General features: G+C 57.1%; 16 protein-coding genes and 2 pseudogenes. 14 read left to right on the top strand and 4 right to left on the bottom strand.

Annotated elements, in window-relative coordinates:
- Positions 1-5: 5 nt before the first annotated feature.
- On the bottom strand, positions 6-743 hold the full coding sequence (locus SH139x_RS23400; RefSeq protein ID WP_488352177.1) for a MerC domain-containing protein: 738 nt from the start codon (positions 741-743) through the stop codon (positions 6-8).
- 295 nt (positions 744-1038) lie between these two features.
- Here SH139x_RS23400 and SH139x_RS23395 point away from each other — a divergent pair, with 295 nt between their 5' ends.
- Positions 1039-1785 carry a superoxide dismutase gene (locus SH139x_RS23395; RefSeq protein WP_488352176.1) on the top strand — a complete coding sequence of 249 codons (747 nt, stop codon included), beginning with the start codon at positions 1039-1041 and terminating at the stop codon, positions 1783-1785.
- Here the strand turns inward: SH139x_RS23395 and SH139x_RS23390 are convergent.
- Complete coding sequence (locus SH139x_RS23390) at positions 1782-3575, bottom strand: CRTAC1 family protein (RefSeq protein ID WP_488352175.1); 1794 nt, start codon at positions 3573-3575, stop codon at positions 1782-1784. The genes SH139x_RS23395 and SH139x_RS23390 overlap by 4 nt on opposite strands.
- A gap of 3 nt (positions 3576-3578) precedes the next feature.
- Positions 3579-5054: a tetratricopeptide repeat protein gene (locus SH139x_RS23385; protein WP_488352174.1), complete on the bottom strand. Its 1476-nt coding sequence runs from the start codon at positions 5052-5054 to the stop codon at positions 3579-3581.
- Positions 5055-5553: 499 nt separating this feature from the next.
- On the opposite strand from SH139x_RS23385, the gene hpf reads away from it, so the two are divergent.
- From hpf to rimK, 9 genes and pseudogenes are all read left to right on the top strand, one after another.
- Positions 5554-5898, top strand: coding sequence for a ribosome hibernation-promoting factor, HPF/YfiA family (gene hpf, locus SH139x_RS23380; RefSeq protein ID WP_488352173.1), 345 nt, complete (start codon positions 5554-5556; stop codon positions 5896-5898).
- A gap of 56 nt (positions 5899-5954) precedes the next feature.
- Positions 5955-6431: a PTS sugar transporter subunit IIA gene (locus SH139x_RS23375; protein WP_488352172.1), complete on the top strand. Its 477-nt coding sequence runs from the start codon at positions 5955-5957 to the stop codon at positions 6429-6431.
- Positions 6432-6449: 18 nt separating this feature from the next.
- Positions 6450-6746, top strand: coding sequence for an HPr family phosphocarrier protein (locus SH139x_RS23370; RefSeq protein ID WP_488352171.1), 297 nt, complete (start codon positions 6450-6452; stop codon positions 6744-6746).
- 167 nt (positions 6747-6913) lie between these two features.
- The gene (gene ptsP / locus SH139x_RS23365; RefSeq protein WP_488352170.1) at positions 6914-8659 is read left to right on the top strand and encodes a phosphoenolpyruvate--protein phosphotransferase; all 1746 of its coding nucleotides are present in this window, start codon (positions 6914-6916) and stop codon (positions 8657-8659) included.
- 46 nt (positions 8660-8705) lie between these two features.
- Positions 8706-9392, top strand: a complete 687-nt coding sequence (locus SH139x_RS23360) for a TIGR03936 family radical SAM-associated protein (protein WP_488352169.1) — start codon at positions 8706-8708, stop codon at positions 9390-9392.
- 177 nt (positions 9393-9569) lie between these two features.
- Positions 9570-11162, top strand: coding sequence for an Rne/Rng family ribonuclease (locus SH139x_RS23355; RefSeq protein ID WP_488356067.1), 1593 nt, complete (start codon positions 9570-9572; stop codon positions 11160-11162).
- Positions 11163-11354: 192 nt separating this feature from the next.
- On the top strand, positions 11355-12536 hold the full coding sequence (gene metK / locus SH139x_RS23350; protein ID WP_488352168.1) for a methionine adenosyltransferase: 1182 nt from the start codon (positions 11355-11357) through the stop codon (positions 12534-12536).
- 229 nt (positions 12537-12765) lie between these two features.
- Entirely contained in the window at positions 12766-13224 is a 459-nt protein-coding gene (locus SH139x_RS23345) for an ATP-dependent zinc protease family protein (protein ID WP_488352167.1), read from the top strand.
- A 4-nt stretch (positions 13225-13228) separates the two neighbouring features.
- Positions 13229-14143, top strand: a pseudogene (gene rimK / locus SH139x_RS23340) (30S ribosomal protein S6--L-glutamate ligase); the annotation flags it as partial.
- Positions 14144-14151: 8 nt separating this feature from the next.
- On the opposite strand, the gene SH139x_RS23335 reads toward rimK, so the two are convergent.
- Positions 14152-15534, bottom strand: a complete 1383-nt coding sequence (locus tag SH139x_RS23335; protein ID WP_488350986.1) for an IS4 family transposase — start codon at positions 15532-15534, stop codon at positions 14152-14154.
- Positions 15535-15613: 79 nt separating this feature from the next.
- Between SH139x_RS23335 and SH139x_RS23330 the strand changes: the two are divergent.
- From SH139x_RS23330 to SH139x_RS23315, 4 genes and pseudogenes are all read left to right on the top strand, one after another.
- Positions 15614-15913: pseudogene (locus SH139x_RS23330) on the top strand (cation:proton antiporter regulatory subunit); the annotation flags it as partial.
- 26 nt (positions 15914-15939) lie between these two features.
- Complete coding sequence (locus SH139x_RS23325) at positions 15940-16695, top strand: GDSL-type esterase/lipase family protein (protein ID WP_488352166.1); 756 nt, start codon at positions 15940-15942, stop codon at positions 16693-16695.
- 677 nt (positions 16696-17372) lie between these two features.
- A complete protein-coding gene (locus tag SH139x_RS23320; protein ID WP_488352165.1) occupies positions 17373-17855 on the top strand; it encodes a transposase in 483 nt (160 codons plus the stop codon).
- 424 nt (positions 17856-18279) lie between these two features.
- Positions 18280-21435, top strand: coding sequence for a S9 family peptidase (locus SH139x_RS23315; protein ID WP_488352164.1), 3156 nt, complete (start codon positions 18280-18282; stop codon positions 21433-21435).
- The last annotated feature ends 55 nt before the right edge of the window (positions 21436-21490 follow it).

Here is a 21490-nt window from a genome sequence, read left to right as displayed (position 1 = left end):
CGAGATTACCGTGAGCCGATAAAACTTCCCGCGCTGCGAAGGTTCAGCCAATGAGCCAGGATCAGCAGCAGGCCACCGAGGGGCGAGAAAAAAGGCTGGCCAGCGAGCAAGAATTGGCTGAGCCACGGACCGAAAACGGATCGCAGCTGCGTTTCCGTCAGCAGCGACCGGCCCCAAGGCTGGCGATGTGTTTGCGGAAGTTGCGTTAGCGTTTCGGCTTCATTAGCCGCAGACCAACTGGCCAGCCGCAACGTCAAACTGGAAGTTGGCGTTGCGGTTGCCGTAAAGATGCTCTCTGCAGGTCTCTCTGCGGCAGGTCTCTCTGCGGCGGCCACCTGCGACGAGAGGATGGGCAGGTCGCGAGCGGTCTGGCAACATTGGTCGGGGAGCAAGAACGCGGAGATCAGCAGCATCGCCAAACCGCTGTTGGCCAACGTCACCACCAACCAATTGCGATGATAATGCCAACGAGGCAGGATGGCCTCAATCACCAAAGCGACGCACACCACGGCGGCCACTTGATGCACCAGCGGATCGGCTAGAAAGGATAGCGCGGGAATCGTGGGCAGGGCGACCAGCAGCAAAGGTGTGATCGCGCAGTGGATGGCACAGCTGGCCGAGCAGAGGATCCCCCAGCGATCGGCCAGTTTGCGGCTGCTCGCCGCATGTTGGCAGCAATTGGGGGGCGTAGTGCCGCACGCCAACTGCTGGGCTGTATCGCCGAGGCTATTCTGCTGTTCCACCGCCATCACCTTTGCTCCGCTCGGCTGATCCCTAAAGACACTTTCGACCGTTGGTCCGCGAGCAGTTTAGCGAATCGCCATCTATTTGCAAAGGCTATGCATCAGCCTGTATAGTGCCGTTGAATGCCTAGGCGGGGCTTTGCGGTCTGTTAAAATGCTGTGGCCACTCGAACACCGTCAGTCGCTGCGGGAATTGCCGCGGTGCCGGGCCGTTTTTGGCTGGTTTTCTGAGGGATTGGAAGTGAATACCGCAGTCTAGTTCGTTTTTCCTTGATTTTCACACGGGGTGATTTTGATGTCCGTACAGCATTCCCAGAGTCGAGTTGCTTCTTCGCTCAACCGTCGTCACTTTCTTGCCGCCGGCTCGGCTGCTTTGGCTGCCGCCGGATTGGTGGGTGGTTCCTTGCGGCACGCGTCGGCTCAAGATGCCTCCGCCGCCACTTTTTCGTTGCCGGCGCTCCCTTATGCCTACGACGCGTTGGCACCGGTGATTGACCAGCAAACGATGACGATCCACCACACCAAGCACCATCAAGGTTACGTGAATAAGCTCAACGCGGCGCTCGAGGGGCATCCCGAGTTGGCTAAGCACTCGGTTGAGTCGATCCTGAAAGATTTGAACGCGCTTCCCGAAGCGATTCGCACGGCCGTGCGGAACAACGGTGGCGGACACGCCAACCATTCGCTGTTTTGGAAAATCATGCAACCGGTGGGAGGACCGTCGGCTCCCGGCGGCGAGTTGGCCGCAGCGATCAAAGCCAGCTTCGGGTCGCTGGAAAACTTTCAAACTGAATTCAACAAAGCGGCCGCGACGCGATTCGGCAGCGGCTGGGCTTGGCTGGTGAAAAATGGCCAGCGTTTGGCCGTCGTTTCCACGGCCAACCAAGATAGCCCGCTATCAATGGGGCAAACGCCCATTTTGGGCATCGATGTTTGGGAGCATGCTTACTATCTCAAATACCAAAATCGACGCACCGATTACATTGCCGCTTTTTGGAAAATCGTTAACTGGGATCAAGTCGCCAAAAACTTTGCGGCCTAGTTGGAATCTGTGGCTTGAGTGGGCCCCGCCTGCTCGCGGGGCTCAATCAAGGTTTGTCGTGAATTCATCTGCGGGCTGGCGATTTGTTGCGTCTGCCCGCCCGGCCAGACCAGCGTTAGTCGCTCGATCGTTTCGCCCGCCGGGAAACCAAACCACATCGTGTAAGGTGACTGCGACAAGTAGCTGCCACCGCCGACCACGGTGCGTAATAATTTGCGCCCGGAAGTTTCTAAGATGGCGCGGGCGCCGATCGCGTTGCGATTTTGCTGGACGCCCACCAGGTCAATCGCCAACCAGTTCCCTGACAGCTCGGTGGTCTGTTTGAGAATCACAGCCGGTTCGTTGACGTGGGAAAAGGCCAAGTCGAGTTTGCCGTCGCCATCGAGGTCCCCCGTCACCACGCCGCGGCCCCGGTGCCCGCCGCTGAAATACGAGTCTTGGGGAAACAGCACGCGGGAGATGCGCCCGCGTCCGTCGTTGCGCAGATAGAGGGGCACTTGGGCGATTTCGGAATAGATCGGATAGAGCATGACGTGGCCGTTAGAAACCACAATGTCCTCGTGGCCCTGGCGGGTAAAGTCAGCCGCGACGGTGCCAAAACCGACGTATAGCGAACCGAGGGCCGTGATCCCGGTGCGCTCGGTCAAGCAGCGAAACATCCCCTCCGCGTCGTTATGGTAGAGCGCGAACGTTTCGTTTTCGTAGTTGGTCACCCACAGATCGGGCTGCAAGTTGTTGTCGTAATCGAGCACCGCCAGCCCCATGCTGCCGTTGGACACGCCCCGTTGGTCATAAGCCGTGCCGCTGATCACGCCCGCTTCTTTGAGGTTGCCTTGCCCGTCGTTCATGAACAGCAAGTTATTGGTGGTGTCGTTGGCCACGTAGACATCGATGGCCCCGTCCAAGTTGACATCGACGGCGACCGCGCCGAGCCCTTTACCGGCGTCGCGAATACCGATCTCCGCGTCGGCTGGGCGAAATCCGCCGTCTGCCGAGTTGAAGTAAACCAAATCGGCTTGGGGGGCAAAGTCTTGGGGCGAACAGATCTCGCGCTGTTCCCCGCTGGTAAAGCACTGCGGGTTTTTCTCCCAGGACCAGTCGACGTAATTGGTAATAAAGATATCGAGGTGACCATCGCCATCAAGGTCCGCCCAAGCCGCGCTGGAACTCCATTTTTGGCTTGTCAGACCGCTGCTCAAGGCACACTCCACGAAGGTCCCGTCGCCTTGATTGCGGAACAGCGTCAAGCCACCGTAGCCGGTTACTAGAATGTCATCGAATCCGTCGCTGTCGTAGTCGGCCATCGCGCAGCCGTGGGTGTAGTGGCGGGCTGCCGTGGTGCCGGCCGGTTGGGCAACTTCGCTAAATTTGAGCCCCCCCTGGTTCCTCCACAAGGTGGCCGCGATGCCGGGAAGTGGCTGGTTCGGAATTAGCTGGCCACCACCGGGAAAGAACAGATCGAGCTGGCCGTCCAAGTCGAAATCAAACATCCCCAGGCCACCACCGAGCGACTCGACGATGCTCCGTTGCAACCCCTCCTCGCCGTTGCGATATACGCTGGTAACTCCCGTGGTCGCCGTCACGTCAGTAAAGTCGACCGGAGACGCTGCCGCTCCATCGGCTGCCGGGCCTGTCGCTGTGCCGGTCGCGTCCCGGGTGTCGCCGGCAGCAGATTCGGCATCGGCAACCGGCTGGCGATTGCAACCGGGCGAGATCAGCAGCAAGCAGCAAATCAGCCAGCCAGTTAGGGTTGCGCCAGTTACGGGCCAACAAAACAGGTTGTAACGCATGAGTCAGGGGTTCGCTTGGGAGGGGGGGGCGGCCAGCTCGGCGGCGCGGCGGCGATGATAGGAGATCAGGGGGCGCAAATCGGGTTCGGCTGCTAATTTGCGAGCGTAGTAATCGGCCAGCAAGGCGTGGGCGGGCTGGTAATCGGGGTCGAACGCGAAGATGGAGCGGAGCCAGTAGAGTCCGATCCGCTCGGACTCGTGTTCCAGCACCAATTGACCGAGCTCGAATCGCGCGTCGACATCGGCCGGGTCACGTTTAATCCGTTCGTTCAGGGCGTTGGCCACTCCCATCGCATCGCGGGCCGCTCGCACCCGCTCAAATTGCGCTTCGGCTTGTTCGATTTCCCCCAGGCCGCGGAGCGTGACGCCGAGGGAATAGCGGACGGTCAAATCGAGCGGGTTATCTTTGAGGGCGGCTCGCAGCCAAGGTTCAGCCAGCTCAAAATTACCCGCGTCGGCCTCCAGGCGACCATACTCGGCGGCGGCCCGAAAGCCATCGGGATTTTCGTCCACCCGGCGATACGATTCGGTTTGTGCGGCGCGGCCCAGTTCGAGCACCGCTTGCAGCAGTTCCCTGGCTTCTTCGCCACGGCCGAGCGATTTGTAAGCCACAGCCATTTCGATTTTTGCCGCCGCCGGGTTTTCCATTGCCAGGCAGCGGCGATATTGCTCGAGCGCGTCTTCGACACGACGTTGGTGCATCATCACGCGTCCCAAACTGAAGATCGCCGGGTAGAACTGGGGCGATTTTTCCAGCGTGCGCAGGTAGCTGGCCTCGGCTTCATCATAGCGTTCTTGGTGTTCGTAAATGCGGCCGAGGCGATAATCGCAACGCGGGTCGCTGGAAAAATCGTCTCGCCAGGCAAACAAAACGCTGGCCGCTTCGTCAAACCGCCCGACCGCAGCCAGTCCGTTCGCCAGTGAGTCGCTGATCGCCGCCGCGTCGGGATTGGGACCAGCCAAACGCGCGATCAAGCGTTCTTCGACGACGTCGAGCTCTCCCGCTTGGGCCAGCGCCAGGTCGCGTTCGAGTGCCGTTTCTTCCTCGTCGGCTCCCCAGTCACCCGCTTGTCCCAACTGGAAGGTGAGCGCATCGAGATCGCCTTGGTGGCGGGCGATGCGAGCCGCCAGCAGGGCGTTGCGAGGGTCGCGGGGGGCCAGCCGCTGGGCCCACTCGAGCCACTCGGTCGCTGCGGCAAAGCGGTGATGCACGATTTCTTTTTGGGCCCAAGTGCGGGGCAACGCACCGAGTTGGCCGCTCCACCACAGTACGCCGCCAAGTAGCAGCAGCACCGCTAGCAGCCCCCACAGCCGCCGCCTGGATTGGGGGCGGGGTTCGTTCGGGGCGGTTGACGTTCCGCGGTTATGTCGGTTTTGCTGACGCGACCGCTTGTTCCGCCCTTTTTTTTTCTGGGAGCGATTCCTGGAGCCTTTGTCGCTCGCCGGGCCGTGCTCGAAGGGGGGTGTTGGGTCAGCCATCGGTGGAATGTATCCAAAAATCGGTGGAATGAATCCGGAAATCGCTTCTGGATGCGACTCAGAGAATATACGCAAGTTGGTTCGCAAGAGGCGTAAAAGCGTAGCAGAATTCGCCAGCTTCGTTGCTGGACCTCCATTGGGACTATATACACATCCCTAGTCGCCAAGGTAAAAGGATTGAGCCTGCCGGCTCGGGCGGATACGGTTGGAAAACTCTGTTTTTTGGCCCCTACGAGGAACCAGCGGGGTATTGTTAGCAGAGGGGCGAGGCATTGGGTTGATTGTTGCCGAGCAGCGATTAGCCTACGGCTTTTCAAACTCGCCCCCCGCATGGTTCTAATTCGTGTAACAAATTTGTGATCCACCTTGGTTCGTCGAGCCGGGATGTTTAGAATCCTTGACTTCCTGTCGAGGCCCCGCTGGCGTATGCTGGGAAATCGATACAGCAAACTTGTTCATCCATCCTCTTTTTCCCGTAGCTCTGGGAGTTTCTACTCCGATGCAGATCAGCGTTTCGGCCCGACACGGCAGTCTTCAAGCTGGCGACCAAGCCATTATTGAGGCGAAAGTCACCAAATTGCGTCGTTTATTTGACCGCGTTAACGCGATTGAAGTGACGGCAAACTTGGAGCATTTGGACAGCCCGGTCGTCGAGGTAATCGTATCGGCGGAGCAGGCAGGGCAATTTGTTGCTTCGGCGGAGGCTTCCAACGTGATCGCCGCACTCGATCTGGCGATTCCGAAGATGGAACAGCAACTTCGGCGGGCAAAAGAAAAGAAAACCGGACACCACGCCACAGGGCTCAAGCACTTAGACGCACCCCTCGAGGATGACGCGACTTGAGTCAAACGGTGTCCGAGCGGGCACCGTAGACAATTCAAACAAGGAATACTTCCCAAATGAAGTTTGCCGACTTTATTAGCACAAAAGCGATTCGCGCGGAGTTAACCTCCGACGATAAGGAATCGGTCATCAGCGAATTGGTACAATCGTTGATGGACTCCGGGGATGTCAATCCGGATGAGAGGGATGACATTGTTGCCGCGATTCTGAAACGCGAGGAATTAGGCAGCACGGGTATTGGGCGGGGCGTAGCGGTCCCGCACACCAAGCATCCGAGTGTCCAGAAATTGGTTGGGACCGTGGGCGTGAGTGCCGACGGAGTCGACTTTAACAGCCTCGACGGGGAAAAAGTCCAGCTATTTTTCTTGTTGGTCAGTCCCCCGGAACGTCCTGGCGACCATTTGCGAGCGCTGGAAAACATTTCTCGCCAGCTGCGTGACGACAGTTTTTGTCGTTTCCTCAAGCAGGCGAAATCGACAGACGATATCCAGCAGTTGCTGGAAGAAGCTGATAACAATCAGTTTGCCACCTAACAAGGCAACACGACTGCTATGAATGCTGAGACCCTCCAGCGAACCGTCGTCGTGCGCAATCCGCAAGGGCTGCACCTGCGACCGGCGGACCTGTTGGTCAAGCAAGCCAGCCGGTACACATGTCAAGTTTTGCTCGGCCGTGAGGGCCAGATGGCGGATTGCAAAAGTATCCTTTCCATTTTGACCCTCGGTGCCGCCCAAGGCACTGAGTTAAACCTCACCGCCGAGGGCTGCGACGCGGCCGAAGCGATCCAGGCGATCGCAGAACTTTTTGATCACGGCTTTTTTGAATTGGAGGGATCGGAGTCCGAGTGACCGCCGTCCCTTCGCCGCACACCCGCACAATGATGAATGATGACACCGCTGAGTCCCGCTTGCCACACCGACCCCCGGCCAAGCTTGGTTTGCGGTCGTTGGTCTGATGCTCGCCTGGCGAGCATCAGAGCCGCGATTTGGGACAGACAGTCCGGTGTCGCCCCGCGATGGAACAGTTTCACGGAATCCCAGTCTCATCGGGAGTCGCCATCGGTCCAGCCGTAGTGCTGGATGACGAAGGTTACAGTATTCCACGATGTCACGTTGCTCAGGCCGCCTCGGCCGCTGAGTACGATCGCCTTTTGGCTGCCGTCGAGGCAGTCGCGCGCTTGCTGGAGACCAACCAGCAGGAAACCGCACGGCGAATCAATGATTCGACCGCCGCGATCTTCGCCGCCCAACTGCAGATGCTCCGCGACCCGCGGTTGACCGCGGAACTCAAACGTCGCGTCTTGGAAATGTGCCAAGCGGCCGACTATGCCGTCAGCCAAGTCATGCACTCCTACGCCACCGCACTGCGGAAATTGGGGAATCCCCTGTTGGCCGAACGGGCCGAGGACGTGCTCGATATCGAGCGGCATCTGCTGCATCAACTGGGGGCCGTCAATCGCCGTGGCTTGGATATGTTGTCCGAGTCATCGATTGTCTTCTCCCGCGCCTTGACCCCCAGCGAGACGGCCGGTTTGGACCGTAGTCGCGTACTCGGTTTTGCCACCGAGACCGGGGGGCCCGGCGGTCACACCGCGATCGTCGCTAAGGGGCTAGAGTTGCCCGCCGTGGTCGGGATTGGGTCGTTCATCGACAACGTAACCGTCGGCATGCAAGTCATCGTCGACGGCGAGCGGGGAATTATCATCCTCGATCCCGATGCCGAGACGCTTGACCGCTACCAGGAAGGAATGGTTCGCCGGCGAGCGTTGCTGGAACGACTGAGCGAGTTGGCTCAGCTGCCGGCCGAAACCTCCGATGGTGTCACGATCCAGCTTTCGGCGAATATTGAATTTCCCCACGAAGTGGCCGCCTGTCTGGAGCGGGGAGCCGACGGCGTGGGCTTGTACCGCACTGAGTTTCTCTACTTGACTCGGGAAGAAGAGCCGACCGAGGAGGACCACTACGAAGCCTACTCGCAAGTTGTCAAGGCGATGCCGGGGCGACCGGTCGTGATCCGCACGCTCGATTTGGGAGCCGACAAAGTGGGGCGGCGGGCACCCGATCAAGCCGAGCACAATCCATTTCTGGGGCTTCGCTCCATTCGCTTGAGCCTGAAAAATCAATCGCTGTTTCGTCCCCAGTTGCGGGCCGTACTCCGGGCGGCCGTGCATGGGGATGTTTGGTTGATGTTCCCCCTGATCACCACCATCGGCGAATTGCGGCAGGCGCGGATGTTGGTCAACGTCGTCGCCGAGGATTTACAGGAGGAAGGGATTCCCTGCCGCACAGATATCCCCATTGGGATGATGGTCGAAGTCCCCGCGGCCGTATTGATGCTCGATCGATTTATTCGCGAAGTCGATTTCCTTAGCATTGGAACGAACGATTTAGCCCAGTACACCTTGGCGGTCGACCGCAGCAACGAAAATGTAGCCGACCTGTATCAATCGAGCGATCCGGCCGTGTTGCGACTGATTTTGCGATCGGTCGAAGTCGCTCAGGCACACAACGTTTCGATCAGTGTTTGCGGTGAGATGAGCAGCAATCCGGCGCGAGCCTTACTGCTGTTGGGACTCGGCGTCCGCTCGTTGAGCGTCCCGCCGCAAGCCCTGACGAAAGTGAAGAAGGTGATTCGTTCGGTCTCCATGGAGCAATGCCAAGAGATCGCCGAACGCGTGATGACTTTTGACGCGGCAGGCGAAGTTGACATGTATTTGCTCGATCGCTTGGGCGATCTGGCGCCCGAATTAATCCCCAGTTAAACCCGTGCAATTTTATTTGCTCACATCCATCCGGTTCCATTTCGCAATGACTCTAAATCGTTACCAAATCCGCTTTACCAAAACGGGGCTGCTCCGCTGGATCAGCCATCGCGATTTAACGAGGCTGTGGGAGCGGATGGTGCGTCGCGCGGGGGTCCGCTTGGCGATGAGCGAAGGCTTTCACCCGCGCCCCAAGATCAGCTTTCCCACGGCGCTGGCCCTCGGTATGGAAAGTCAAGACGAAGTCGTTGAACTCGAACTTGTCGAGTCTCCGTCAGCCGAGCAATTGAGGCAGCGGCTGGAGACAGACTCAGTTCAAGGATTGAACTTAACTGATGTTTACCAGCTCCCGGCCGATCGTGGTAAAGCCCAATTCAAGGCCGCCCACTATCGCCTCACAACGCCCGCCGACCAACCGCTCGATGCGGTCCAGATCGGTGCGCGGATCAAACGACTTTGGGAGGTCGATGTACTGACCTTCCAGCGTCACGACAAGCAAATCACAGCCAGCGCGCGAGAACAGATTCAGCAGTTGGTCGTCCGCGACGGCCAGCTGGAAATGACATTGCTGGCTAGTCGCACTGCCAGTTTGCGTCCCACCGATGTGTTGGACGCTCTTGAGCTTAACGGGATTCTCGAATCAGGGGCGCGACTGATTCGAATTCGTACCGAGCTCGATGGTGAAGCTCCCGCACGGGCGGTCCTTCCGGGACGCCCTGCGGACTCATTCTAATATCATACAAATACTCATTTTTGAAACTCGTTTGTTATGCGAAACGGATCAACAACACGACGCGGCGCCGATTCTGGCAGCAGCACTTCCAGCAGTGGCAGCTCACGCAGCGGATCACGCAGTGGCTCGCGGAGCGATGTCGCCACTCCAGTCGAAGAAAGCTCGACCAAACGGGAGATGTTAATCAATGTCTCCCAGCCCGAAGAAAGTCGCATCGCCATTTTGGAGAATGGCCGGCTCGATGAACTGTATATCGAACGCGCCAGCCAAGAAACCTTTGCCGGCAATGTTTACTTGGGCCGCATTGTCAATCTCGAACCCAGCATCCAAGCTGCGTTCGTCGACTTTGGTGTCGGCCGCAACGGCTTTCTCCACATTAGCGATGTCGAGCCGCAATATTTTCGCCAGGGCGGTTACGACCCTGAGGAGATCATGCGGCAAAGTGATGAGGATGCCGAGCGGGCCGCTTCCCGGGCTCGCGACAGCGGGCACGGTAACCGCCGCGCTTTCAAAGGGGGGCGCCCCCGCATCAAACCACCGATCCAAGAGATCTTCAAACGGGGCGACTTGGTGTTGGTGCAAGTCATCAAAGAAGGTATCGGCACCAAAGGCCCCACCTTGTCGACTTATATCAGCATCCCCGGTCGCTATCTGGTGTTGATGCCAGCACTGGGCCGCGTCGGTGTCAGTCGTAAGATCGAAGATGATGATGATCGTCGTCGCTTGCGAAAATTGCTGATCGAAATGGATCCGCCCAAAGGCTTGGGCTTTATCGTGCGGACGGCCGGTGCCAAGCGCAGCGGTAAGGAATTGCACCGCGATATGAACTACTTGTTGCGACTCTGGAAAGCGATCGTTAGACGCTTGAAAGAGACCACCGAACCGGGAGTGATCTACGAAGAAAGCGATATGATCATTCGCACCATTCGCGATATCTTCAACGATGGGATTCAATCGATTCAAATCGATGATGTCGACGCCCATCGCCGGGCGCATGACTTTTTAAAAATGGTGATGCCACGCTTCGCCGACCATCTAAAACTGTATGAAGGCAGCGTCCCGCTGTTTCATAAATATCACCTCGAAGAAGAAATTGCCAAGATCAACCAACGGAAAGTGCCCTTGCCCGGAGGCGGTTCGATCGTCATCGATTCGACCGAAGCACTGGTCGCCATCGACGTTAACAGCGGCAATTTCCGCACCGACGATTCGGCTGAGGAAACCGCCTTCCGCCTGAACGTGGCGGCCGCCAAGGAAATTGCCCGCCAACTGCGACTCCGCGACTTGGGAGGCGTGATCGTCAACGACTTTATCGACATGCGAAAAGAGTCGTACCGCCGCAAGGTCGAGCACACCCTTCGCGATGCCATGAAGAACGATCGTGCCCGCACGAAAATTCTTCGCACCAGCCCCTTCGGCTTAATCGAGATGACTCGCCAACGGATTCGCCCCCGCTTGGAACGCAGTATCTATACCGATTGCCCCTGCTGCACCGGACGCGGGCTGGTGAAGACGGCCGAAAGCATGTCGATCGAAGTCATTCGTATGCTGGCGCTGGCCTGTCGTAACGAACATATCCACCGAGTCACGATCCGCGTCAATGATGAAGTCGCCGCGTTTTTGAATAATCGCAAGCGTCGCAAGATCATGGAAATGGAAGAAAGTGGCACCATGACCGTGCAAATTCTCGGCAGCGAGGGCTTGTTCCCTGAGCACCTGGAACTCGACTGTCGCGATAGCCACGGAGAGCTGGTTGAGATCGATAGCTGACTTTTTGTCCAGTCACGGGTAAACAGCGAGACCGATTCCTGGCATAATGGGTCACAAACGCAACTGGCGGCACGCCGAAGCTTCTCTCCCGGTGATTGCCAATTAATATGAGCGATTGCCAATTAACACGGGCGAGAAGACAAGTCGCTGGAATTCAGCAGTTATTCAGAACACTTTTTTGGAGTCTTGATTGTGGCTAGCGGTAAGTATTTGTTCACGAGCGAATCAGTCAGCATGGGCCATCCCGACAAACTGGCCGATCAAATCTCGGACGGGGTCGTCGATGCGCTGCTCGCTCAAGACCCCGCCAGCCGCATTGCTTGCGAAACCATGGTGACGACAGGTTTAGCGATCATTGCCGGCGAGATCACCACGAAGGCGATTGTGAATTATTCGAAAGTCGTCCGCGACGTGATTCGTCGCGTGGGTTACACCGACGATAAGATGGGTATCAACGCGGATACCTGCGCCGTCATGGTCTCGCTCGACGAGCAGAGCCCAGACATTGCCATGGGCGTTAATGCCGACGCGGCAGCTGGCAAAGAGGTCGGTGCGGGAGATCAAGGATTGATGTTCGGTTTCGCTTGTCGCGACACCGAAGAATTGATGCCGTTGCCGATCGCTCTGGCGCATCGCGTCATTAATCGCATCACGGAAGCTCGCCAACAAGGTGAAGTCGACTGGTTGCGTCCTGATAGCAAGAGTCAAGTTACCGTCGAGTATGATGGCTACACGCCGGTCCGCATCGACACCGTGGTCGTCAGCACCCAGCACAACGAATCGGTAACCAACGAAGAGTTGCAGGAATTTGTCCGCGAGCAAGTCATCAAGCCTTGTTTGCCGGCCGAATTAGTTAAGGGCGATATCAAGTACCACATCAACCCGACCGGCAAATTCGTCGTTGGTGGTCCTCACGGCGACTGCGGCTTGACCGGCCGTAAGATCATCGTCGACACCTACGGCGGCTGGGGGCGTCACGGTGGTGGAGCGTTCAGTGGTAAGGACAGCACCAAGGTAGACCGCAGCGCGGCTTACATGGCTCGTTACGTCGCCAAAAACATCGTCGCCGCCGGCTTGGCCGATCGCTGTGAAGTTCAATTTGCTTACGCGATTGGCGTCTCCGAACCGGTCAGCGTGCACATCGATACGCAGGGCAGCGGCCGCGTGGATGATGCCAAGATTTGCGAACTGGTCCGTGAGCATTTCCCACTCACCCCCAGCGGCATCATCAATCACTTGCAACTCCAACGCCCCATCTTCAGTCCCACCGCGGCGGGCGGCCACTTCGGTCGCGACGGCGAAGGCTTTACTTGGGAAAAAACCGATAAGGCTGACGCGCTGGCCGAAGCGGCCGGTTTAGCGGCGATCGCCTAGTTGACCGCTTATTCGACCTGTGAGTCGGGCATGTTAATTGCCCATAGTGGGTCGTAGCTGAGCATCCGGAAATGCCGATTTCGGGGGCGAGCGTCCCCAGAATCGGCTAGGCAAACGGGAACCACCCGGCCTGTCATTTCCGTTTGGCTGGCTTACTATGCTCAGCCTGCGTTCGTTTTGCTTTCGAAAAAGCCCCCCCCCCCCTAACCGTGGAGCGCAGGTAGCCTATATGCGAAAACGTCGTCGGCTGCCTCTGATCGGATGGCGCGAGTGGGTTGCATTACCCGAATTGGGAGTGCCGCGAACGAAGGCAAAGATAGATACTGGCGCGCGAACCGCCTCGCTGCATGCTTTCGCTCTGGAAGAGTTCGAACGCGAAGGATGCGACTGGGTGCGGTTTCGCATCCATCCTCGACAGCGGGATGATCGGTGGGAGATTTCTGTCGAACACCCTGTTTATGAGTATCGATTGATCCGCAGCAGCAACGGGATTCAGATGCGACGACCAGTGATTTTGACGCAAGTCAATTTGGGTTCGCTGGCATGGAGAACGGAAATTACCTTGGCGGACCGCGACGCGATGGGTTTTCGCATGTTGCTCGGTAGGCACTCAATTCGCGGACAGTTTTTAGTTGACCCCGGGGCGTCTTTTTTGGGGTCAGCTCACCACAAGCATCACCACGGGTAACTTTGTGAAACTTGCCATACTCTCGCGATCCGCTCGCTGTTACAGCACGCGCCGGCTTCGCGAGGCGGCCATTCAGCGGGGCCACAAGGTCTCTGTGTTGGATACGTTGAAGTTTGCCATCGACTTACAGCCAGGCGATCCGGATTTGTTTTTCCGCGGTCGTCGGCTCAGCCACTACGATGCGATTTTGCCTCGCATTGGCGCTTCCATCACCTACTTCGGCTCGGCAGTCGTGCGGCAGTTCGAACAGATGGATGTGTATACCGCCAACTCGTCGATTGGCATTGGTAACTCGCGAGATAAACTCCGCAGTCTGCAAGTGCTCAGCCGGCATCATATTGGCATCCCGGCGACGACCTTTGTCAAAGATCGCCACGACGTGTTGCCCGCCATCGAGCGGGTGGGTGGGGCGCCGGTGGTGATCAAACTGCTGGAAGGGACCCAGGGTATCGGCGTGATCTTGGCCGACTCGGTGAAAGTTGCTGAGGCCATTATCGAAACGTTACAAAGCACCAAACAGAACGTGTTGCTGCAAAAATTTGTCGCTGAAAGTAAAGGCCGAGACATCCGCGCCCTGGTCGTCGGTGACCGCGTGGTGGCTTCCATGCGACGCACGGCTCAGGATTCCGAGTTCCGCAGCAACGTGCACCGTGGTGGTCGCGTCGATCGCGTTGACCTCGATGATGAATACGCCGAGACAGCCGTGCGGGCCGCACAAATTCTGGGTTTGCGGGTCGCCGGTGTCGACATGCTCGAAGGGGCCGATGGTCCGCAAGTCATGGAAGTCAATTCGTCTCCCGGTTTGGAAGGGATCGAATCGGCCACGAAACTCGATATCGCCGGCGCGGTGATCGATTACATTGCCGCCCAAGTCGATTTTCCTGAACTCGACGTTCGCCAACGATTGACCGTTAGCCGCAATACCGTTCAATGAAGCATAACCACTGACTGGTCAAAGGTTTTCGTCAACGGTTCTTGGTTTCGATGTTCGGGGCGGCATTTGTGCCAACGTGACATTTTTCGTTTGATCACGCGTGGGTTGATGCGGTTGCGGCGCGGCGGGATTCGCTCACGACTCATTTCCCAGACCACAGCTGCATACCACTGCGAGAAACTTACTTCGTTGCTCGGATCGCACTCCGGTAATCGAGTCTTGAGTATTTGAAAAGAACCCTTGAACGACAACCGATCAACGTCCATGTTCGCTTCGGTAGCCGCTTCAAGCATTAACGCGCGAACCACGAAATGACCTAGCGACATCGCATACAACTCTTGCTTCAGACCGTCGGTCGTTTCGCTGCGAAGATTCGTTGTCTTCTCGGCCCGACAAGGATCTTGGTGAGTCTTCTGCTCATCAAAGACCATTTCTTCTTCCCAGCGTTCGTGGTACTCCATAATCAGTTCCATGGCCGGAAACTCCATCGGGTCCATCAGGTTGGTCATCAATCGATGAACTTCATCGTGACCGACACGCTGAGGGTCATCAAGCTTGTACTCGATCACTCGGACTAGGATGCCTTGTTTGTCATTTTCGCGATACCAGTTGCTCGGATAAACCTTTGCCAAGAAGGATCCATCGTCGAAGCATTTGATCGGTTTGAACACCATCGACTTTTGAATGCGAACAAGCAATTTGTGCTTCTCATGCAGTAATTTCCAGTGTTTGTAGCTAAAAAAGCCCCTGTCTTCGTACAGTAACGCGTCTTCGGGAATACGATCCCATAGCTGCTCGACCAGCTTCTTTTCGGAGTCTTTCCAACCGCCGTAAACAAATGCGAACTCGATGTGAGTTCCGAGTTCGACAAGACTGACTTTACGGACTTGAGGAAAGGGGGCTGCGCCACGACTTCCTGACGAGCGTCCAAGATGCTGATGCGCATCGCAATCAGGCAACTCGAGAACCGTACCATCGATCGCGACCCGGCGCATACCGCGATAGAACGCACCAGGCGTCTGCGGCGTGGCCAATGGGCGGACCACTAAACTGTGCAAGGCAACGAGTGGTTCGCTCCCAAGTCGTTGACGCGCTATACATAGGCTGGACCTAGCTGGCGATTCTTCTCCGTGCCGCAGCCGACGGCAGGCTTTGAAGACTTGACGGATAGGAAGCTCAGTGAAAAGGCCCATTGCCAATACGACCCAAATCATCACTTCGTTGGTCAGCGTGCAGGACCGCTTGGTCTGCTTGCCGGTATCGGCGAGTGCTCGCTCTACAAGTTCAGGTGCAATGATCTTTTCAAGTCCAGCAATCCGATCTAAAATCCTACCGTTGACTTCCGAAGAGAGGTCAGAGCATCCTTGCCCGTTCATGTCGCGGCTCCTTGCGAGGTTGGTTGGTGAGACAACCTAACTCTAGCAGGAGCCGCGATTTACATAAACATTGAACGGTATTGCCGTTAGCCGAGGCTATGGAGTGGCCGAACTGCATATCCCCGATGGTTCCGAACTAGTGGGGATCACGATTGGTCAATCCAGCTTGATGGATCGCGACGTCAATGTGTTGACCTTGCAACGTGGCACCTCGGTGATTCCCAATCCAAAGCATTCCCGAGAATTGGAGGCAGGCGATCGCTTGCTCTGCTTCGGTCGGCTCGAGGCAATGCGAGACCTGATTCCCGCCAGGGCTCGCAAGGCCAGACGTCCCAAAGTCAAACGTTTGAAGACAGTGGCTCCACCCACCATTATTTAACGACCACATGCTCACGAGGTCCTTACATGTCTAACGGCTGCTCTGTCAAACCCTGGCGTGACCGCGCCGTACTTCGCAGCTTGGGATTCGTGCTAGGTTTGCTTGGCGTACAGCTTGTGTTTGGGCAGCTTGTGTGTCAGGCGGATGAGCCGAACGACAAATACCGGCCTAAGGCCGAGGCGCGCTGGCAAGCTGATATCGACAAGTTGACGGCTTTGAACGATGCGGAGCCATCCGCCACGGACAGCGTGCTCTATATTGGCAGCAGCAGCATTCGCTTGTGGGAGACAGTTGCCGAGGACATGGCGCCCTACCCGGCCATCAAACGGGGGTATGGCGGCGCGCGATATACCGATTTGTCGGTTTTTGCTCGGCAGCTGATTGAGCCGCATCGGTTTCGCGCGATGGTGATGTTTGTGGCCAATGATGTTACTGGCGAGGAGCAGGATACGCCGCTCGAGGAAATCGAAACACTTGTCCGCTCCATTATCGCTGTGGCCCGCGGTCATCAGCCGAACGCGGAGCTTTTTATCGTTGAAGTCACACCGTCGCAAAGTCGTTTTCAGGCCTGGCCCCAGATTCGCCAAGTCAACGCCTTGTTGCGGGAAGTCGCGCTTACGGAAACCAATACGCACTTCATTCCCACGGCTGAGTATTTTCTCGACGCAGGCGGTCAACCACGGACTGAGTTTTTTCGTGACGACCAGCTACATCTCAATCGCGCTGGCTACACCCGCTGGGCGAAACTCATTCGTCGCCACCTCGACGATTTTCTCGACTAACGACTTGTCCGCCGCCAGTCGCCGTCCTGAGGTTTTCACGTCGCGACACCACCCCCGGTAACCGCACGCTGGCGCGAGGCGGCTGATGCAGGCCAACGGGGCGGAGATTGTTCGATCAGCCGCCTGGCGCCAGCCTGCGGTTCTTACGGCACGACACGACCCCGGGAACCGCACGCTTGCGCGAGGCGGCTGATGCAGGCCAACGGGTCGGAGATTGTTCGATCAGCCGCCTGGCGCCAGCCTGCGGTTCTTACGGCATGGCACGACCCCGGGGAACCGTACCCTTGCGCGAGGCGGCTGATGCAGGCCAACGGGGCGGAGATTGTTCGATCAGCCGCCTGGCGCCAGCCTGCGGTTCTTACGGCATGGCACGACCCCGGGGAACCGTACCCTTGCGCGAAGCGGCTGATGCAGGCCAACGGGTCGGAGATTGTTCGATCAGCCGCCTGGCGCCAGCCTGCGGTTCTTACGGCATGGCACGACCCCGGGGAACCGTACCCTTGCGCGAGGCGGCTGATGCAGGCCAACGGGTCGGAGATTGTTCGATCAGCCGCCTAACGCCAGCCTGCGGTTCTTGCGGCATGGCACGACCCCGGGAACCGCACGCTTGCGCGAGGCGGCTGATCCAGGCAACCAGGCGGTATTTGGCTCCGGCTGGTGATATACTTGTCCTCACTATGAACGATGATCCACTCGCATACTTCATAACATGGACAGTCTATGGCGCATGGCTTCAGGGCGATGAGCGCGGATGGCGACGATATCGTGGCGGACATGAGAAACCACAACCACTGCTGGCATACTGGCGGCGTGAGCGATTGCTGCATCCGGTTGTGTTACTGGATGAACACCATCGCAGAATTGTCTTTGAAACGATTGAGACTCATTGCGAGCTTCGAGGCTGGAAATTGTGGGTTGTGAACCCGCGAACCAATCATGTGCATGCGGTTGTAACCGCAACGGATTGCAGCGGGGCGAAAGTTCGAGATCAGTTCAAGGCATATTGCACACGACTGCTACGAGCAGATGATTCTCAGTTTCGCGAGCGTCCGGTATGGAGCCGTGGTGGTGACTGGCAATGCATCAACTCGGAAGATGAACTGGCAACTGTTGTGTTATACGCTGGCGAAGTGCAAGATGCGAAAGCCGCAACCAGTTGATCATCAGCTGCATCATCAGCCGCTTGGCTCCAGCCTGTGGTTTTCACGGGATGGCATGACCCCGGGGACCGCACGCTTGCGCGAGGCGGCTGATGCAGGCCAAACGGGTCGGACATTGTTCCATCAGCCGCCTAGCGCCAGCCTGCGGTTCTTGCGGCATGGCACGACCCCGGGGAACCGTACCCTTGCGCGAGGCGGCTGATGCAGGCCAACGGGTCGGAGATTGTTCGATCAGCCGCCTGGCGTCAGCCTGCGGTTTTTACGGCATGGCACGACCCCGGGAACCGCACGCTTGCGCGAGGCGGCTGATGGGAACTTGTGTCACGATCGCTGCGAGGGGGAAATTTTTCTGCGAAGTATCCTTCCCCCCGACGAGTGATTATCCTCGGTGTGTTCACCTTTGAAACTCTGAGGATTTGCACCGATGAAGTTTGACCGAGCTGAGGTTCTTCGCGCACTCTTGTTCGCCCCCATCTTTGGGCTCCTGGTCTTTGCAGTATTGACCCCTGGGCTGCACGCTCAAGACATCTCGCGGCGACCGCTGGAACACAGCGATTACGACCTCTGGAATACGATGTCGCAATCCACGCTCTCTCAAGATGGAAAGTGGTTGGTCTATGGAGTCCTGAGTGGTCGCATCGACGGCGAGGCAACGTTGCACATCCAAAACCTGGCGACGGCCAGCGAATATGTGATTCAGCGTGCCGCCGGGGTGCAGCTGACCGACAATAGTCGCTACGCAATCTTCTTGGTGACGCCCGAGCGGAAATTGCTCAAGCAGCTCCGCAAAGACAAAAAGAACTCGGCCGACTTGCCGAAGCCAAAGCTGCAAATTCTCGAACTGGAAACGGGTGCCATTCGCACCGTGGAAAACGTCCGCTCTTTCTCCATTCCAGAGGAGAACAGCAACTGGGTCGCCTGTTTGCTGGAGAAACCGGCAGGCGGTGGCGAGCTGGCCGGAAAACCTTTTGGCTCGCGGGAAACCTATGAGGTAACTGGCGAAGGCCTGCGGCGACCAGAGGCACCGCTCAAGTTAAAGAGCCGTGAACAATTGGCACGCGAGCGGGGTGAACTAGAACCCGCCTCGGAGCAACCTGAAACACGGGAAGAAGCGAAGGCTGAAGAGCCTGGGGCAAAGAAGGCAGAGGCTAAGCAGGCGGCGGATAAGAAAGCTCAGACTGAGAAAAAAGAGAAGTCGTCCGGTACGCCCTTGCTGTTGATCCATCTCGAAGCGGGGACTCAGCGCATTTTCCCAGCCGTTGCCTCCTACACGTTTTCAAAAAACGGTAACGCAATTGCTTTCTCAACTTCCGTTGCAGCGGAGGGAGAAGAGGGAAAAGAGGCAAAGGCAAAACAAGAGGATCGCTCGACAACTGGTCCCACCGATGGTGTGCACGTATTGAAGCTTGATTCGCGTCAGCATGTAACGATCGCTGCGGGAACGGGCGAATACAAGAACATGGCCTTCACCGAAGATGGCTCGCATTTGGCGTTCATTACCAATAAGGACGATTATCAGGCGGAGGACCCCTCGTGGAGCGTCTATCTGTGGGCGGCTAAAGAAAAGCAGGCGAAGCGGATTGTGAAAGAGGGTGAGCAAGGGGTGCCGGTTGGCTGGTGGGTTTCTCCAAACTCGAACCAGCGTTTTTCGCAAGATGGCCGGCGTCTCTACTTCGATACCACTCCCATTCCTGTTGAGGTTGCCCAGGCCCGCGAGCTGGCCGCCAAGGGTGGCGAGGCCGAAGACGAGGATGACGATGAGCAAGCCAAGCTTGATATCTGGCATTGGCGCGATCCCCAGTTGCAGCCCCAACAACTATTGCGGGCGGAGGCCGATCGTCGACGCGATTATCGTGCTGTTTATAACCTGGGACCCAAGAAAATTTTCCAATTGATGACTCGCGATATTCCATTCGCCAGCATTAATTATCGCTCCCCCGCGAAATTCATTGTTGCCAATACAAACCAAAAGTATTTGCGGATGTTGTCTTGGGATATACCAGGTTATCAAGACGCTTATCTGATCAACCTCGATACCGGCAAGCATCAATTGGTGCTGGAGCAGGTCAAGTGGGACGTTTCGTTGTCGCCCGCCGGCAAATATATGACTTGGTTTGACCGCGAGCAACGCAAATGGTTTGCCAAAACCACGCGGAATCCTGATGATGAGCCCGTTGAAATCAGCAAGGGCATTCGCTTTCCGCTGCAGGATGAATTGCACGATACGCCCAATCTGCCCAACGCCTACGGTATGGCCGGTTGGATGACCGACGATCGAGCTTGCTTGATTTATGATCGCTTTGATATTTGGCAGCTCGATCCGCTGGGGAAAACAGAGCCCGTATGTTTGACCGCTGGTGTCGGTCGCATGGATAGCATTCGTTTTCGCTACCTGGCCTTGGATCGCGACCAATTGGCGATTGATCCGGCGCAACCGCTGATGCTGTCAGCCTTCAACGACAACACCAAGGCCAGTGGTTTTTATTCGCTGACGTTAGCGGAAGAAAATAAGTTACAGCCGCTGATCATGCTCGATGAACGGTTGAGCGGTCTGCAAAAGGCCGAGGATAGCGACGCGGTGGTCTTTACTCGCAGCACTTTTCAGAAGTGTCCCGATTTGTGGGCGAGCGACGTTAGCTTTGCCAAGATCGCTCGCGTCAGTGACATGAACCCACAGCAGCAGGATTACACTTGGGGCACCGCGGAATTGGTGCATTGGCAGGCACAGGATGGCCAAAAACTGGATGGTATTTTGATGAAGCCAGACGGTTTTGATCCAGCCCGGCAGTATCCGTTGATGGTTTATTTCTACGAACGAAATTCTGATAACTTGCACAGTTATTATCCGCCGGCGGCAGGTCGCTCGATCATCTGCCACAGTTTTTATGTCAGCCGTGGCTACTTGGTTTTCATTCCAGATATTCCCTACAAGACCGGCGATCCGGGGCCAAGCGCTGCCAACGCGATCCTCCCGGGCGTCGAGCATTTGGTTGCCCAAGGGTTTGTTGATAAAGACCGCATCGGTATGCAGGGACACAGTTGGGGAGGCTATCAGACCGCTTATCTGGTTACTCAAACCGACATGTTTGCTTGTGCCGAGTCGGGTGCACCGGTGAGCAACATGACCAGCGCCTACGGGGGAATTCGTTGGGCGAGCGGGATGAGCCGCATGTTTCAATATGAGCGAACTCAGAGCCGAATTGGAGAAGATCTGTGGGCGGCGAGGGAAAAATACATTGCCAATTCGCCACTCTTTTTTGCGGACAAAATCAACACCCCGCTGCTGATCTTACACAATGATGAGGACGGAGCGGTCCCTTGGTATCAAGGTATCGAGCTGTTTGTGGCGCTGCGGAGATTGGAAAAACCAGCTTGGTTGTTGAATTACAATGGTGACCCACACTGGGTGATGGGGGATGCAAATCGTCGCGATTTCGCCACCCGCATGCAGCAATTCTTCGATCACTACCTCATGGGTGCCGCAGAGCCCGAGTGGATGGCGGTCGGAGTCCGCGCGGTCGATAAGGGCGAGAACTTCGGGCTTGACCTACTCGAACCAGAGATTGTGGAAAAGGAGTAGGACGCTTAGCACCTCCGCAAAAGTCATTAGACAAAAGGAAATCAGCCGGAACGCG

Source organism: Kothea flammea, from assembly GCF_052161645.1.
Classification (GTDB): Bacteria; Planctomycetota; Planctomycetia; order Pirellulales; family Pirellulaceae; genus Laterigemmans.
Note: the sequence above shows the minus strand (reverse complement) of the source record. Positions and strands in the feature narration are given on the sequence as shown.

Excerpts from the sequence above, each read along its gene's own strand:
- SH139x_RS23320 (WP_488352165.1), top strand. The coding sequence starts at position 17,373 with ATGAACGATGATCCACTCGCATACTTCATAACATGGACAGTCTATGGC.
- ptsP (WP_488352170.1), top strand. The coding sequence starts at position 6,914 with ATGGAACAGTTTCACGGAATCCCAGTCTCATCGGGAGTCGCCATCGGT.
- SH139x_RS23325 (WP_488352166.1), top strand. The coding sequence starts at position 15,940 with ATGTCTAACGGCTGCTCTGTCAAACCCTGGCGTGACCGCGCCGTACTT.
- hpf (WP_488352173.1), top strand. The coding sequence starts at position 5,554 with ATGCAGATCAGCGTTTCGGCCCGACACGGCAGTCTTCAAGCTGGCGAC.
- SH139x_RS23390 (WP_488352175.1), bottom strand. The coding sequence starts at position 3,575 with ATGCGTTACAACCTGTTTTGTTGGCCCGTAACTGGCGCAACCCTAACT.
- SH139x_RS23335 (WP_488350986.1), bottom strand. The coding sequence starts at position 15,534 with ATGAACGGGCAAGGATGCTCTGACCTCTCTTCGGAAGTCAACGGTAGG.
- SH139x_RS23395 (WP_488352176.1), top strand. The coding sequence starts at position 1,039 with ATGTCCGTACAGCATTCCCAGAGTCGAGTTGCTTCTTCGCTCAACCGT.
- SH139x_RS23385 (WP_488352174.1), bottom strand. The coding sequence starts at position 5,054 with ATGGCTGACCCAACACCCCCCTTCGAGCACGGCCCGGCGAGCGACAAA.
- SH139x_RS23345 (WP_488352167.1), top strand. The coding sequence starts at position 12,766 with ATGCGAAAACGTCGTCGGCTGCCTCTGATCGGATGGCGCGAGTGGGTT.
- SH139x_RS23355 (WP_488356067.1), top strand. The coding sequence starts at position 9,570 with ATGTTAATCAATGTCTCCCAGCCCGAAGAAAGTCGCATCGCCATTTTG.
- SH139x_RS23370 (WP_488352171.1), top strand. The coding sequence starts at position 6,450 with ATGAATGCTGAGACCCTCCAGCGAACCGTCGTCGTGCGCAATCCGCAA.
- SH139x_RS23360 (WP_488352169.1), top strand. The coding sequence starts at position 8,706 with ATGACTCTAAATCGTTACCAAATCCGCTTTACCAAAACGGGGCTGCTC.
- SH139x_RS23315 (WP_488352164.1), top strand. The coding sequence starts at position 18,280 with ATGAAGTTTGACCGAGCTGAGGTTCTTCGCGCACTCTTGTTCGCCCCC.
- SH139x_RS23375 (WP_488352172.1), top strand. The coding sequence starts at position 5,955 with ATGAAGTTTGCCGACTTTATTAGCACAAAAGCGATTCGCGCGGAGTTA.